Annotated in this window: 11 protein-coding genes, 3 tRNA genes and 1 pseudogene; 13 read left to right on the top strand and 2 right to left on the bottom strand. The window is 65.7% G+C overall.

All coding sequences use genetic code 11. The annotated features are described in order from the left end of the window. The 8 genes and pseudogenes from ACFJI0_RS12980 (at position 1) to ACFJI0_RS12945 (ending at position 7294) form a co-directional block, all read left to right on the top strand. Positions 1–648, top strand: a complete 648-nt coding sequence (locus ACFJI0_RS12980) for an aspartate/glutamate racemase family protein (RefSeq protein ID WP_382325378.1) — start codon at positions 1–3, stop codon at positions 646–648. A gap of 110 nt (positions 649–758) precedes the next feature. Next, positions 759–845, top strand: a tRNA-Leu gene (locus ACFJI0_RS12975). Between the two features lie 74 nt (positions 846–919). Further along, positions 920–2231 (top strand): annotated as a pseudogene (gene tig / locus ACFJI0_RS12970) (trigger factor). A gap of 189 nt (positions 2232–2420) precedes the next feature. Beyond that, positions 2421–3038, top strand: coding sequence for an ATP-dependent Clp endopeptidase proteolytic subunit ClpP (gene clpP, locus ACFJI0_RS12965; protein ID WP_137916933.1), 618 nt, complete (start codon positions 2421–2423; stop codon positions 3036–3038). Positions 3039–3174: 136 nt separating this feature from the next. After that, positions 3175–4440: an ATP-dependent Clp protease ATP-binding subunit ClpX gene (gene clpX, locus ACFJI0_RS12960; protein WP_382157145.1), complete on the top strand. Its 1266-nt coding sequence runs from the start codon at positions 3175–3177 to the stop codon at positions 4438–4440. Positions 4441–4528: 88 nt separating this feature from the next. Next, positions 4529–6961, top strand: coding sequence for an endopeptidase La (gene lon, locus ACFJI0_RS12955; protein WP_382157147.1), 2433 nt, complete (start codon positions 4529–4531; stop codon positions 6959–6961). A gap of 111 nt (positions 6962–7072) precedes the next feature. Further along, a tRNA-Gly gene (locus ACFJI0_RS12950) sits at positions 7073–7148 on the top strand. A 72-nt stretch (positions 7149–7220) separates the two neighbouring features. Next, positions 7221–7294, top strand: a tRNA-Cys gene (locus ACFJI0_RS12945). A 64-nt stretch (positions 7295–7358) separates the two neighbouring features. Here the strand turns inward: ACFJI0_RS12945 and ACFJI0_RS12940 are convergent. Next, complete coding sequence (locus ACFJI0_RS12940) at positions 7359–8030, bottom strand: hypothetical protein (RefSeq protein ID WP_382325376.1); 672 nt, start codon at positions 8028–8030, stop codon at positions 7359–7361. A gap of 218 nt (positions 8031–8248) precedes the next feature. Here ACFJI0_RS12940 and ACFJI0_RS12935 point away from each other — a divergent pair, with 218 nt between their 5' ends. The 5 genes from ACFJI0_RS12935 to ACFJI0_RS12915 all read left to right on the top strand — a co-directional run bounded on the left by ACFJI0_RS12935 (position 8249) and on the right by ACFJI0_RS12915 (position 11902). After that, positions 8249–8836: a hypothetical protein gene (locus tag ACFJI0_RS12935; RefSeq protein ID WP_291112465.1), complete on the top strand. Its 588-nt coding sequence runs from the start codon at positions 8249–8251 to the stop codon at positions 8834–8836. Between the two features lie 16 nt (positions 8837–8852). After that, positions 8853–9515, top strand: a complete 663-nt coding sequence (locus tag ACFJI0_RS12930; protein ID WP_382157151.1) for a hypothetical protein — start codon at positions 8853–8855, stop codon at positions 9513–9515. A 169-nt stretch (positions 9516–9684) separates the two neighbouring features. Next, positions 9685–10302 carry a hypothetical protein gene (locus tag ACFJI0_RS12925; protein WP_382325374.1) on the top strand — a complete coding sequence of 206 codons (618 nt, stop codon included), beginning with the start codon at positions 9685–9687 and terminating at the stop codon, positions 10300–10302. Between the two features lie 19 nt (positions 10303–10321). Next, positions 10322–11095 carry a hypothetical protein gene (locus ACFJI0_RS12920; RefSeq protein WP_382325372.1) on the top strand — a complete coding sequence of 258 codons (774 nt, stop codon included), beginning with the start codon at positions 10322–10324 and terminating at the stop codon, positions 11093–11095. 363 nt (positions 11096–11458) lie between these two features. Continuing rightward, positions 11459–11902: a hypothetical protein gene (locus tag ACFJI0_RS12915; protein ID WP_382157157.1), complete on the top strand. Its 444-nt coding sequence runs from the start codon at positions 11459–11461 to the stop codon at positions 11900–11902. Between the two features lie 15 nt (positions 11903–11917). Here ACFJI0_RS12915 and ACFJI0_RS12910 read toward each other — a convergent pair whose 3' ends face one another. Beyond that, complete coding sequence (locus ACFJI0_RS12910) at positions 11918–13537, bottom strand: ATP-binding protein (protein WP_382325370.1); 1620 nt, start codon at positions 13535–13537, stop codon at positions 11918–11920. Positions 13538–13844 lie beyond the last annotated feature (307 nt).

Raw genomic sequence — 13844 nt, 5'->3', positions numbered from 1 at the left:
ATGCGCATCGCCCTGATCCATGCGCTGGCCCACTCGGTCGCGCCCATCAACGAGGAGCTCGCCCGCGCCTGGCCCGAGGCCGAGCGCATGAACCTGCTCGACGACAGCCTGTCGGCCGACCTGGCGCGCGATGGCAAGGGACTGGACGCGGCCATGCACCAGCGCTTCGAGTCGCTGGCGGCCTACGCCGAAGGCACGGGGGCCAATGCCATCCTGTTCACCTGCTCGGCATTCGGTTCGTGCATCGAGGCGGTGGCGGCGCGGCGCCCGCACATGCCGGTGCTCAAGCCCAACGAAGCCATGGTGGCCGAAGCCGTGGCCGTGGCGCGCGGCGGCCGCATCGGGCTGGTGGCGTCCTTCGCGCCCACCCTGACTTCCATGCCGCCGGAGTTCCCGGCCGGCACCGAACTGGTCACCTGCCTGGCCGAAGGCGCCATGGACGCCCTCAACCGGGGCGACGACGCCGGCCACGACGCGCGCGTCGTCGAGGCCGCGCGCTGGCTGGTGGGGCAGGGCTGCGACGTGATCGCGCTGTCCCAATTCAGCATGGCGCGCGCGCAGCTGGCCGTGCACAAGGCGGTGGGCATGCCGGTGCTCACCACGCCCGGCAGCGCGGTCCGGGCCCTGCGGCACCGCCTGGGGGCCTGAGGCCGTCCGGCCAGGGTGGGCGCTGCAGCTACAATCTAAGGTTGCCGTGAAGTGGACAACCGGCCGTCCAGCGCTGCTTTTGCGCTGCACCGGAAAACCCCCTACGAGGCGCGCGGGTGGCGAAATTGGTAGACGCACCAGGTTTAGGTCCTGACGCCAGCAATGGTGTGGGGGTTCGAGTCCCCCCCCGCGCACCACACCACAGACGAACAGACAGACCCCCCGGGTCGGCCAGACAGGCTGGTTGACCGACACCCTTTTGGAGAAAGCCATGACCGTGAACGTTGAAACCCTGGAAAAGCTCGAGCGCAAGATCACGCTGACGCTGCCGGCCGATGTGATCCAGAAAGAAGTGTCCAACCGCCTCAAGCGCATCGCGCGCGACGTGAAGATGGACGGTTTCCGTCCCGGCAAGGTGCCGATGAACGTCGTGGCCCAGCGCTATGGCTATTCGGTGCACTACGAGGTCATGAACGACAAGGTCGGTGAAGCCTTCGCCACCGCCGCCAACGAAGCCCAGCTGCGCGTGGCCGGCCAGCCCAAGATCACCGAGAAGGAAGGCGCCCCCGAGGGCCAGCTGACCTTCGACGCCGTCTTCGAGGTGTATCCGCAAGTCAAGATCGACGACCTGACCACCGCCGCCGTGGAAAAAGTGGCTGCCGAAGTGGACGACGCCGCCATCGACCGCACGCTCGAGATCCTGCGCAAGCAGCGCCGCACCTTCGCGCAGCGCGCGCAGGACCAGGCCGCCCAGGACGGCGACCGCGTCACCATCGACTTCGCCGGCAAGATCGACGGTGAGCCCTTCGAGGGCGGCAAGGCCGAGGCCTTCCAGTTCATCGTCGGCGACGGCCAGATGCTCAAGGAATTCGAAGACGCCGTGCGTGGCATGAAGACGGGCGAGTCCAAGACCTTCCCGCTGGCCTTCCCCGCCGACTACCACGGCAAGGACGTGGCCGGCAAGACCGCCGACTTCCTGGTCACGGTCAACAAGATCGAAGCCGCCAACCTGCCGGCCGTGGATGAAGCCTTCGCCAAGTCCCTGGGCATCGCCGACGGCACGGTGGAAGGCCTGCGCGCCGACATCCGCAAGAACCTGGAGCGCGAAGTCAAGTTCCGCCTGCAGGCCCGCAACAAGCAGGCCGTGATGGACGCCCTGGTCGGCCAAGGCCGAGCTGGACCTGCCCAACGCGGTCGTGCAGTCCGAGCTGGAGCGCCTGGTGGAAGGCGCCCGCGCCGACCTGAAGCAGCGCGGCGTGAAAGATGCCGACAAGGCACCGATCCCCGAAGAGCTGTTCCGCCCGCAGGCCGAGCGCCGCGTGCGCCTGGGTCTGGTGGTGGCCGAGCTGGTGCGCGCCAACGAGCTGCACGCCAAGCCCGAGCAGATCAAGGCCCACATCGAAGAGCTGGCGGCCTCCTACGAGAAGCCGGCCGACGTGGTGCGCTGGTACCAGGGCGACAACCAGCGCATGGCCGAGGTGGAAGCCATCGTGATCGAGAACAACGTCACGGAGTTCGTGCTGTCCAAGGCACAGATCACCGAAAAGTCGGTCAGCTTCGACGAACTGATGGCCCAGGCCTGATTTCCTTCGCGGCGGGATGCTGGAACAGGGCGGAGCGATCCGCCCTTTCTTTTTCGGGTTTGCCCCCCATCTGGAGGTACCTCCCTCCGCCTGTCCTGCGGTCGTCCCGGTCAAGCCACCGGTCGCCGTGGGGCCACATGGGGTTGGTTACAGTAGTGATATGGCAAGCATCAACACACGGAGTAACGCATGAGCGCAATGGACATTCAAGGTTTGGGCATGGTGCCCATGGTCATCGAGCAGTCGGGCCGCGGCGAGCGTGCGTACGACATCTATTCGCGCCTGCTCAAGGAGCGCGTGATCTTCCTGGTGGGCCCGGTCAATGACCAGTCGGCCAACCTGGTGGTGGCGCAGCTGCTGTTCCTGGAAAGCGAAAACCCCGACAAGGACATCTCGTTCTACATCAACTCCCCGGGCGGCTCGGTGAGCGCGGGCATGGCGATCTTCGACACCATGAATTTCATCAAGTCCGACGTGTCCACGCTGTGCATCGGCATGGCCGCGAGCATGGGCGCGTTCCTGCTGGCCGCCGGCGCCAAGGGCAAACGCTTCGCGCTGCCGAACTCCAAGGTCATGATCCACCAGCCGCTGGGCGGCACCCAGGGCCAGGCCACGGAAATCGAGATCCACGCCCGCGAAATCCTCAAGACGCGCGAGCAGCTCAACAAGATCCTCGCGGAGCGCACCGGCCAGCCGCTGGAGAAGATCGAACGCGACACCGAGCGCGATTACTACCTCTCGGCCGCCGAATCGGCCGAGTACGGCCTGATCGACAAGGTCATCGACAAGCGCCCCGGCGCGGTCTGACCCCGTCCAGGCCATGCGCACCCATGGGCCGCCAAACCCGGGAGACGGTGCCAAAACCGGCGCTTTTTCCCCCGTTTGGCCCCTATGGGGCTTGAACTATCATTGTTGTTACCGCTTCATCCGAGCCCCCAGACCTATGGCCGACAAAAAAGCCGCCTCCAGTGAAAAAGCGCTCTACTGCTCGTTCTGCGGCAAGAGCCAGCACGAGGTCAAGAAGCTGATCGCCGGCCCCTCGGTGTTCATCTGCGACGAATGCATCGACCTGTGCAACGACATCATCCGTGACGAGTTGCCCGGCCTCGAATCCGTCAAGGCCTCGGGCGACGACGTGCCCACGCCGGCCCAGCTCAAGGCCAACCTGGACAACTACGTCATCGGGCAGCAGAACGCCAAGCGCGCGCTGGCCGTGGCCGTCTACAACCACTACAAGCGCCTGCGCCACAAGGTCGCCGCCCGCAAGGACGACGTCGAGCTGGCCAAGAGCAACATTCTCCTGATCGGACCCACCGGCTCGGGCAAGACGCTGCTGGCCCAGACCATGGCGCGCATGCTCAACGTGCCGTTCGTGATGGCCGACGCCACCACGCTGACCGAAGCCGGTTACGTGGGCGAAGACGTGGAAAACATCGTCGCCAAGCTGCTGCAGAGCTGCAACTACGACGTCGAGCGCGCCCAGCAGGGCATCGTCTACATCGACGAGATCGACAAGATCACGCGCAAGTCCGACAACCCCTCCATCACCCGCGACGTATCGGGTGAGGGTGTGCAGCAGGCCTTGCTCAAGCTGATCGAAGGCACGATGGCCTCGGTGCCGCCGCAGGGCGGGCGCAAGCACCCCAACCAGGACTTCCTGCAGGTCGACACCACCAACATCCTGTTCATCTGCGGCGGCGCGTTTGCCGGCCTGGAGAAGATCATCGAGAACCGCACCGAGGCCTCCGGCATCGGCTTCGGCGCCGTGGTCAAGAGCAAGAAGCAGCGCAGCATCACGGAATCCTTCAAGGAAATCGAGCCGGAAGACCTGATCAAGTTCGGCCTCATCCCCGAGCTGGTGGGCCGTGTGCCGGTGATCGCCGCGCTGTCGGAACTCAGTGAAGACGCGCTGGTCGAAATTCTCACCGAGCCCAAGAACGCGGTCGTCAAGCAGTTCTCCCGCCTGCTGGCGATGGAAGGTGCCGAGCTCGAAGTGCGGCCCGCCGCGCTCAAGGCGATCGCCCGCAAGGCCCTGGCCCGCAAGACGGGCGCGCGCGGCCTGCGCTCGATCCTGGAAAACGCGCTGATCGACACCATGTTCGATCTGCCTGGCATGAGCAATGTGGAGAAGGTGGTGGTCGACGAGTCGACCATCGAGGAAAACAAGCCGCCCTTGCTGGTGTACCGCGAGGCGGCCAAGCAGGCTTGACGCGCCGGCTTCGACCAACCCCGTCACGGATGCGTCCGGTTGAGATCGCTCGCACCGACCCCATTTACCCGTTTTAGTCGAGGTTGAAATGTCCGGACAGACCCCCCTTCCCAGCACGCCGGTCGAACTGCCACTCCTGCCTTTGCGCGATGTGGTGGTGTTCCCGCACATGGTCATCCCGCTGTTCGTGGGCCGGCCCAAGAGCATCAAGGCGCTGGAGTCCGCGATGGAGGCCGAGCGCCGCATCATGCTCGTGGCCCAGAAGGCCGCCGCCAAGGACGAGCCGTCGACCGACGACATGTTCGAAATGGGCTGCGTCGCCACCATCCTGCAGATGCTCAAGCTGCCTGACGGCACCGTCAAGGTGCTGGTCGAAGGTGTGCAGCGCGCCAAGGTGCTGACCATCCGCGATGGAGAAAGCCATTTCATCGCCAGCGTGAGCCCGGTCGACCCGGCCGTGGAGCGGGCCGACACCCAGTCCAACGAACTCGAAGCACTGCGCCGCGCCGTGATGCAGCAGTTCGACCAGTACGTCAAGCTCAACAAGAAGATCCCTTCGGAGATCCTCACCTCGATCTCCAGCATCGACGACCCGGGCCGCCTGGCCGACACGATCGCCGCGCACCTGCCGCTCAAGCTCGAGTCCAAGCAGGTGGTGCTGGACCTCGATCCGGTCAACAAGCGGCTGGAGAACCTGTTCGAACAGCTCGAGCGCGAGGTCGACATCCTCAACGTCGACAAGAAGATCCGCGGGCGCGTGAAGCGCCAGATGGAAAAGAACCAGCGCGACTTTTACCTGAACGAGCAGGTCAAGGCGATCCAGAAGGAACTCGGCGAAGGCGAAGAGGGCGCCGACATCGAAGAGATCGAGAAGAAGATCAAGGCCGCCAAGATGCCCGCGGAAGCGCGCAAGAAGGCCGATGCCGAGTTCAAGAAGCTCAAGCTGATGTCGCCCATGTCGGCCGAGGCCACCGTGGTGCGCAACTACATCGATGCGCTGGTCGGCCTGCCCTGGAGCAAGAAGACCAAGATCAAGCACGACCTCGCGCATGCCGAGGCGGTGCTGAACGAAGACCACTACGGCCTGGAGAAGGTCAAGGACCGCATCCTCGAGTACCTCGCGGTGCAACAGCGCGTGGACAAGGTCAAGGCGCCCATCCTGTGCCTGGTCGGCCCACCCGGTGTCGGCAAGACCTCGCTGGGGCAGTCGGTGGCCAAGGCCACGGGCCGCAAGTACGTGCGCATGGCGCTGGGCGGCATGCGCGACGAAGCCGAGATCCGCGGCCACCGTCGCACCTACATCGGTGCCATGCCGGGCAAGGTGCTGCAGAGCCTGAACAAGGTCGGCACGCGCAACCCGCTGTTCCTGCTCGACGAGATCGACAAGCTGGGCACGGACTTCCGCGGCGATCCTTCGAGCGCGCTGCTGGAGGTGCTGGACCCCGAGCAGAACCACACCTTCGGTGACCACTACATCGAAGTCGACTTCGACCTGTCCGACGTAATGTTCGTCGCCACATCGAACTCGATGAACATTCCCCCGGCCCTGCTGGACCGCATGGAGGTGATCCGCCTCTCGGGCTACACGGAAGACGAGAAGACCAACATCGCGATCCGCTACCTGTTGCCCAAGCAACTCAAGAACAACGGCATCCGCGAAGGCGAGCTGGACGTGCGCGACGACGCCGTGCGCGACATCGTGCGCTACTACACCCGCGAAGCCGGTGTGCGTTCGCTCGAACGCGAGCTCTCCAAGATCTGCCGCAAGGTGGTCAAGGGCCTGCTGCTCAAGAAGTACACGCCCACCGTGGTGGTGAGCGCCGACAACCTCAGCGAATTCCTGGGCGTGCGCAAGTACAGCTACGGCCGTGCCGAGGCGCAGAACCAAGTGGGCCAGGTGGTCGGTCTGGCGTGGACGGAAGTGGGCGGCGATCTGCTGACCATCGAAGTGGCGATCATGCCGGGCAAGGGCGTGATCACGCGCACGGGTTCGCTCGGCGATGTGATGAAGGAATCGGTGGAAGCGGCCCGCACCGTGGTGCGCAGCCGCGCCCGCATGCTGGGCATCAAGGACGAGCAGTTCGACAAGCGCGACATCCACATCCACGTGCCCGATGGCGCCACGCCCAAGGACGGCCCGAGCGCCGGTGCGGCCATGACGACCGCGCTGGTCTCGTCGCTCACGGGCATTCCCGTGCGCGCCGATGTGGCGATGACGGGTGAGATCACGCTGCGCGGTGAAGTCACGGCGATCGGTGGCCTGAAGGAAAAGCTGCTGGCCGCTTTGCGTGGCGGCATCAAGACCGTGATCATCCCGGAAGAGAACGTGAAGGACCTCGCCGAGATTCCCGACAACGTGAAGCAGGGCCTGGAGATCGTGCCGGTGAAATGGATCGACAAGGTCCTCGCCATCGCGCTCGAACGCCAGCCCGTGCCACTCACCGAAGAAGAGGTCGCGGCCCAGATCGCGGCGGCCAGCGTGAGCAAGCCGACGGCGTCTCCCGACGCGGTGAAACATTGATCAAAAAATTTCGGGGGACTTGAAAGAGCCCCTTTTTTCGGGTTAGAATCATGGCTTACCGAAATGCAGCGGCAAACGCAATAGCAGATGCAGCAGCAGGTGGTAAGAAATGCGGGAATAGCTCAGTTGGTAGAGCGCAACCTTGCCAAGGTTGAGGTCGCGAGTTCGAATCTCGTTTCCCGCTCCAAATTCAAAAGGGAAGCTCTGCTTCCCTTTTTTGTCGGAGTTTGAGATCGGTGTCTTTGATGCCGGTCCTGACGGCGCGATAGCAAAGCGGTTATGCCCCGGATTGCAAATCCGGTTAGTCCGGTTCGACTCCGGATCGCGCCTCCAAAAATACCTGATCGAAACATCCAGCTCGCCCATGGCGAGCTTTTTTTCGTCTGCTCGCCGCGGCTCAGCCCTGGAAGTCCAGGGCGTTGGGTTCGAGCGGCAGGTTCTGCGCACCTCGCAGCAGGCCGATCACTTCCGCGAAGGCATGCACCTCGTCACCCAGGCCTTCGGCGCGGAAGCTCGGCCGTTCCTGCCCCACCGCCGCGACGTGCGGCTTGATGGTCTGGGCGGACTTGCCGTCAAAGCTGGTGAAGGCCGCCCGCACGGGCGTTTGCACGACGCAGCGGCGCAGATCGAAGCCGGTCTCGCAGCCGATGAGGTAGATGCGGTCCTTCTGCATCGAGGCCGGCTCCATCGGCACGAACACCGCCAGGATGCAGTCGCCGGCCCTCACGCCGAAGCCCATGTCCCTGCGGGCGCGGTAATAGCAAAGCTCGGCATCCTGGGTGGCGCGCCCACCGGCCATGTCTTCGGGCAGGCAGATGGCCAGGTCCTCGCCCGGGCCGATGGCCGGGACGACCCGGGTGCCCTGGGGCAGCGCGTCGGCGCTGGGGTCGAGGAAGTAGCCGGGTGGCTGCTGGGTCAGCGCGCAAAGGGTGAGCAGGGCCTCGTAGTCCGGGAGCACATCGCCTGTGAGGAAGGCCGAGGCCAGGCTTTCGTCCACCCCGAGCCTGAAGGCCAGTTCGCGACTTTTTTCACGCATGGCGCCCGGAAAGCCCAGGCGATCCAGGCTCATTCTCAATCGAGCCCTAAAGCGCGCGGAAAGATCGCCGATAGACAGAGGTTCAAGACTTGGCATGAGGGCTGGGCGTTGGGGTGTGGGCGTCGCAAATGGCCTGGTGCCATGGTAGACGCCAACCGGCTGGCTGGGAGTAACACAATGCGCCTTTCGGGCGCGTTGGCGACGCAGCTCGAGAACAGACAGGGGAATGTACACAGATGATGACAGCGCTGATGGACTCGCGGATTCAAGGCAATCTGCACCTGCCCACCTATGAAAGGGCCATTCGCGCCGAAAACCTCAAGGCGCTGGCCCGGCGTTGGCACATCGCGCGCAGTTCCGAGCTGGTCGACCCACGTGTCATCGCACGCTGGTTCCCGGGGCAGCGCAACCTGCTGGAGCTGCTGGCCCTGCTGAGCGAGGATGAAGTCATCAAGCTGGCGGACTGCTCGCATCCGCTGTTTTCCATGATGATCCACACGGGGCTGCTGCCCACGACATCGGCGTCGCTGGTGCAGCCGGGTGAATTCGAGGCCGCCAATCGCCAGGAGGCCTTCATGGCGCTGGCGGTGCGCGTCGACAGCATCAAGACTTCGTTCGACGAGGCCTGCGTGCTGTTCGATCTTTCGATGAGCGAAGCCGTGCACGTCCGCCGCTTCGGACCGCACGAACTCTGGGACATCTCGGCCAACCCGGGCCTGGTGATGTTTCCGGTCGCCAGTGACCACTACTTCGAGGCCGCCGCCACGCGCGACCTGACCTCTTCGCAGAAAACGCAGTTCATGGTCATGAGCCGGCGTTCGAAGAACCGCATTCACTGAAACCAGGGACATCACCATGATCAACACCGCAGGCCGAGCCCTTGCTTCTTCTGGACACAAACGCGTCCTCTTCGAGGACCAGGTATCGGACGAGCGATTCGAGGCCCTGATCGAGTTGACCTCGCGCACCAAGCTGATCGTCAAGCTGCTGGGCACCGACGTGAGCGAGCAGCGGATCAAAGAGGAGATGGACCGCCGCCTTGGGCAGTACGGTATCAAGGTCAAGCGGCCCAGAGGCCTGGGACAAACCACTACGGCCAAGACCTTCCTCGACAGCGCGGCGGAGCGCTTCGAGGCCTCGTACCTGATGGCCCTGCATTTCGGATCGCGCGGCATTGGCGAGTACGCCGTGGTCGAGACGAATTTCGGCAAGGCGCTGGACAAGATGATCGAGGTCTACAACAAGTACCGCCGGACGGTGCCGCCCGTGGGCGACAGCCAGCGCATCACGTTCGAGACCTATGCGTTGCTGGTCGAGGGACTGCAAAGCCGCGAGATCGAAGTCCGGCAGTGCGGCGCCTGCAACACCAAGCACCCGGTGGTCAAGCAGCACCAGGGCCCCGCGCATTGCCCCGCCTGCGCCACGCAGGACCTTCGCATGGACGAAGCGCGCGCCGAGGTGCAGGCCCGCATCGCCGCGTACCGCCAATCGCGCAACCAGATGCCGAAGTTTGGCTGACACCTTCCCTCTACGGGGCAAAACGGCACCGTAGACCGGGCGGTCGCCGAGGCATTGGGTAGAAAAATACCCGGATGCTTGAAACGTGGCTCTCATCCCTCCCGTCGCGGTCCTGGCCGATCCGCTCAGCGCATGACGCGTCCGCGCCTTCCCGCGCGCGCGGCTCGACATGACGCAGATCTTTTCGCTCAACGCGGCGCGCACCCGCCAGGGCAAGGCGGTCCAGGGCGGTGGAGGCACCGCCTACTGGCCCTTGCAGGTCCTGGAGTCGGGTGGGCCCGAGCAGTGGATCCACGATGCGCTGGCCGGCCAGCCTTACGAGGGGTTCGGCCTTTCCTGCTGGGCGCAGCAACCCAACCTCAAGGAGGCCACGCTCAGGCTGGCGTCCTTCATCACACCCTGTTGGCCGTCCGAGGACGGCTCCTCCCTTCTGGTGCGTGCCATCGGGGAAGCGGTCAAACGCTCCGAGGTGGCCGTCGGCAACGGCGAGACCTTCACCGGCCGCTTCGTGGGGGTCTACCTCTACGGCCTGACCATGCACGCGAAGGATGTGGCGCGCGTCTCCATCTCCGGTGTGGACCGGTTCGGCATGGTCCAGCGCTGGCGGCATTTTTCGGAGCCGCTGCAGGCCTGGGCGGTGCGCCATGGCATCGACACACTGGTCGCCGAGGTGTCCGATCCCTTGCCCGCCGAGGTCACCATCGTGGGCATCCGCACGCACATGGTCGTTCGGGTGTCGGACCCCATCGACACCGGCTACCTCATGAAACACGCGGCCCAGGGGTGATGGCGAGCACCGGTTGCCCATGCACAGCGATGACCACGCCCACCTGTACGGACTGAGCGCACGGCGCGCGCCGCGGCACAACCCGGCGTCCTGTTTCGCGTGCCACAAGTACCTGCTCTCCAGCATCATCCAGGTGCTGCAGGAGCGCGAGCATGCGCCACGGCAGGGGCCTGCCGTGATGCTTCGCGTGGTCCACGCGCATTCGCAGCTCGATGCCGACTCGGGCCCTGGCTCGCTCGATTTCACCGAAACCAGCGCCTGGGGCGAACTGCGCTCCGGAGACCCCCACGAGCCTCGGCCGTTCGCCCTGTCGGTGTTCGACACCCTGAGCACCGCGGGTCTGGGCGGCTCACTGGCCGACATGCTCTTTCGGCTGGCGCCCGTTCCATGGGCCCAGACCGCCAGCCTCACCGACGAGGAGGTCGCGCACAACAGCATCGTGCACCTCGCGTTCGCACCGCGCCTGCCGGACGATCCCCTGGTCGTTCACAGTTGCAACGCGGCGGGGCAGGGCGTGACCCACCTGCGCCGGTCGGACCGCTGGCAACGTGTCTCCGGCGAAGAGGTCGTGCGGGCCGCATTGCGGCATGCGCACATCACGGGCAAGGGCCCCTCCCAGTCTGGCAACCCGCGGCAAGCCCGCGATGTGCCCACCGCCATGCCCTCCAGCGAGGCCTTCACCAGCACCAGCGAGATTCTCAAGGCCTTCGATCACATCCTCGTGCGGGCCGCCGTGAGAGAGCTGCAGAACCAGGAGGCGATGGAGAGCGGGCGCAGGAGCGTGTGGTTGTGAGCCGAACACCCGGGAGCGAACCTTGTTGTACCCCCTGAACATCCCTTGCCCGCGCAGTGCCGCCGATCGGGCATCGGCGCCCGCGGCCACCGCCGTGCCCGCCAGGCTCAGCGCCGTCGGGGCCGGTCCCGGTGTCGATCTGGGGGTGGTCGTTCATCTGTGGTCCGAGCACTCCCCGCCCGATGGCAAGGCGCTGTGTGGTGCGCGGCCCAGCGGCATCTTCCATCGATGGCAAGCCCGCTCGGGCGAGCCGGTGTCCTGTGTGAAGTGCCTGGCGGTTCTGGCGGAGGAGAACGCCATGGGCCGCGAGCCTGCCGCCCCCGATGCCCGAACCGTGGAACCGTTTGCTGGAGTCTGTGCACCATGAACCCATCCCTCGTGTCTTCCGCCACACCCGGTTTTCGCCCGCGGGGCGACATTCATCCGGATGACCGCGCTGGCGACGTCATCCCCATGTACCAGCACACGGTCAAGACCCCGCACATGAAAGCCATGCAGGACGTGCTGGACATCACCGCGGTGATCGACTCGGTGCTGGCGCGCGACTTCGGTGGCAAGGGCCGGGGCATCCACTCCAAGCTCGACAGCGTGCGCCACCCGGTGCCGGCCCGGCTGGACCGGCGGCTGCGTTATCTCGCGGCCGTGCGCAACAAGGCCCTCAACGAGCCGGACTGGGAGATTCCGCAGCGCGAGCGCTACCTGGCCGAATGCCGGGCCGCCGCCATCCGCCTGCTCGACATCGGCCGCCGGCGCCAGCGCAGGGCGCACCTGCTGCGCCGCTGGCTGGCGCGCCTGTCGGGCGGCTGAGCGCCGCCCGCGCGATCAGCACCCGAGCGCGGCCAGGCCGGACGCCGCCATCGCCGTTTCCACGGGCAGCGTGAAGTAGACCGCGCAGCCGTGGCCCGGCGTGCTGTCGAGCCAGATGCGGCCGTTGTGGCGCTGCACGATGCGCTGGCACAGGGCCAGGCCCGCGCCGTAGCCCTCGAAGTCCAGCGAGTGGTGCTGGCGCTGGAACATGAGGAACAGGTTGCTGGCCTTGGCGACGTCGAAGCCGGCTCCGTTGTCCACGATGAAGAACAGGCAGGTGCCGTCGCTCTCCGTGCGGCAGCCGATCTGGATCTCGGCCGGCTCGACCTTGCGCGTGAACTTCATGGCGTTGTCCAGCAGCCGCGTGAACAGGTCGTTCACCATCGCCGCGTCGGCCACCACCATCGGCAGATCGGGCTGGATCTCCCACTGGATCTGGCGATCGGGGGCGGCCTGCCGCAGGCGCGAGACCACACCTTCGAGCACGTTCGTCATCGCCAGCCGCTCGGGGTGCAGGTCGATGCGGCCGATGCGCGAGTAGGTCAGCAGGTTCTCGATCATCGCGTTCAGGCGCTGCGAGGCCCGCTTCATGGCATCGCGGAAATGCCGGATCTCTTCGCTGGCGTTCTCGCCCAGTTCCTCGGCGATGAGGCCGGCGAAGGTGTTGATGTGCCGCACCGGCCCACGCAGATCGTGCGTGATGGAGTGGGTGAAGATGTCCAGGTCCTTGTTCGGCACGGTGTGCTGGCGCACCCGCTGGGTCACGCGCCGGTCCAGTTCGGCGTTGAGGTCGTTCATGACCCGGTCCAGGTCTTTCATCGCGGTCATGTCGCGCGTGATGCAGGACAACCCTTCCAGCTCGCCGTTGTCGCCGCGCAGGGCTGTGATCAGGGTCTGGCCCCAGAACGCCTCCGCACCGGCGCGCTTGAGCCAGCCACGGGTTTCCCATTGGCCGCGATCGATGGCCAGCCGGATGGTGTCGTCGATGCCGATCTCCGCCTCTTCACCGACGCGCGGCGCGGCCATGTCGGCCAGGTGCATGTTCCCCACCTGTTCCCGGGAAAAGCCGTGCAGGCGGTGCGCGCTCTCGCTCCATTCGGTGATGCGCCCCACCGGGTCGAGGAAGTAGATGCAGGAGTCCTGCAGCGCATCGGCCATGAGGTCGAAGCGGCGCTTGTTCTGCGCGAGGTCGTCCACGCGCGCTCGCCCGGCGACCTCCTTCGTTTCGACGAAGACCCCCCGGACCACGCCGTCGTGCACGTCGGGCGTGAACGAGGTCTCGGTGAAGGTGTGGGCACCTCCCGGTGTGGACTGCTCCGTGAGCCGCAGCTGTTTCTCGCCACCCAGGGCCTGCATGAAGCGCGGCAGCAGGGCGGGCAGGGCATCCTGGGGAAAACAGTCCTGGAACGGCCGGCCTTCCAGCGCCGAAGGGTCGATGCGCAGGCCGTCGCAGAAGGCCTGGTTGCCAAAGCGGCAGCGCAGATCGAGATCGAAGTGCGCGAGTTGCCATGGCAAGCGGTCGGCAATCGAACGCGCCAGCGCCGCCTGTTCCTGCAACCGCTCGATCGTCAGGGCGCGGGAGGCCTTTTCTGCGGCCTGGGTCGAGGGGGGCGCGGACGGTTCAAGGGTGGGCATGGGGAGAGGTGCTTTCTGTCGGTGGCGCTGCCGTGCGCAGCCTTGCACACCAGCCAACGCCCGGAGATGGGGCGGCGCGTGCGGCGTCAACCATACCAGCAGCCTGTGGCGGCTGTGCGACTCGGCGTTGCGTCCCGCGTCAAACGTCCTCAAATTTTTCCGCCCATTCCGAGCAAATTGACACGCTTGGGCGGCCCCCAATGGAGGGCGCCATCCACACAGGGCCGGGCATGTGTGGCATGGCGCCGCGCTTTAGTTCGAAAGCAGTCGTTTGCCGATGTCGCGCCGCGCGAGGCCGGACCTACGG

It is taken from the genome of Hydrogenophaga sp. UC242_53 (assembly GCF_042696965.1).
In the GTDB taxonomy this organism is placed as follows: domain Bacteria; phylum Pseudomonadota; class Gammaproteobacteria; order Burkholderiales; family Burkholderiaceae_C; genus Hydrogenophaga.
This window is presented reverse-complemented; position numbering and strand designations above follow the sequence as displayed.

Excerpts from the sequence above, each read along its gene's own strand:
- ACFJI0_RS12980 (WP_382325378.1), top strand. The coding sequence starts at position 1 with ATGCGCATCGCCCTGATCCATGCGCTGGCCCACTCGGTCGCGCCCATC.
- clpP (WP_137916933.1), top strand. The coding sequence starts at position 2,421 with ATGAGCGCAATGGACATTCAAGGTTTGGGCATGGTGCCCATGGTCATC.
- clpX (WP_382157145.1), top strand. The coding sequence starts at position 3,175 with ATGGCCGACAAAAAAGCCGCCTCCAGTGAAAAAGCGCTCTACTGCTCG.
- lon (WP_382157147.1), top strand. The coding sequence starts at position 4,529 with ATGTCCGGACAGACCCCCCTTCCCAGCACGCCGGTCGAACTGCCACTC.
- ACFJI0_RS12940 (WP_382325376.1), bottom strand. The coding sequence starts at position 8,030 with ATGAGCCTGGATCGCCTGGGCTTTCCGGGCGCCATGCGTGAAAAAAGT.
- ACFJI0_RS12935 (WP_291112465.1), top strand. The coding sequence starts at position 8,249 with ATGGACTCGCGGATTCAAGGCAATCTGCACCTGCCCACCTATGAAAGG.
- ACFJI0_RS12930 (WP_382157151.1), top strand. The coding sequence starts at position 8,853 with ATGATCAACACCGCAGGCCGAGCCCTTGCTTCTTCTGGACACAAACGC.
- ACFJI0_RS12925 (WP_382325374.1), top strand. The coding sequence starts at position 9,685 with ATGACGCAGATCTTTTCGCTCAACGCGGCGCGCACCCGCCAGGGCAAG.
- ACFJI0_RS12920 (WP_382325372.1), top strand. The coding sequence starts at position 10,322 with ATGCACAGCGATGACCACGCCCACCTGTACGGACTGAGCGCACGGCGC.
- ACFJI0_RS12915 (WP_382157157.1), top strand. The coding sequence starts at position 11,459 with ATGAACCCATCCCTCGTGTCTTCCGCCACACCCGGTTTTCGCCCGCGG.
- ACFJI0_RS12910 (WP_382325370.1), bottom strand. The coding sequence starts at position 13,537 with ATGCCCACCCTTGAACCGTCCGCGCCCCCCTCGACCCAGGCCGCAGAA.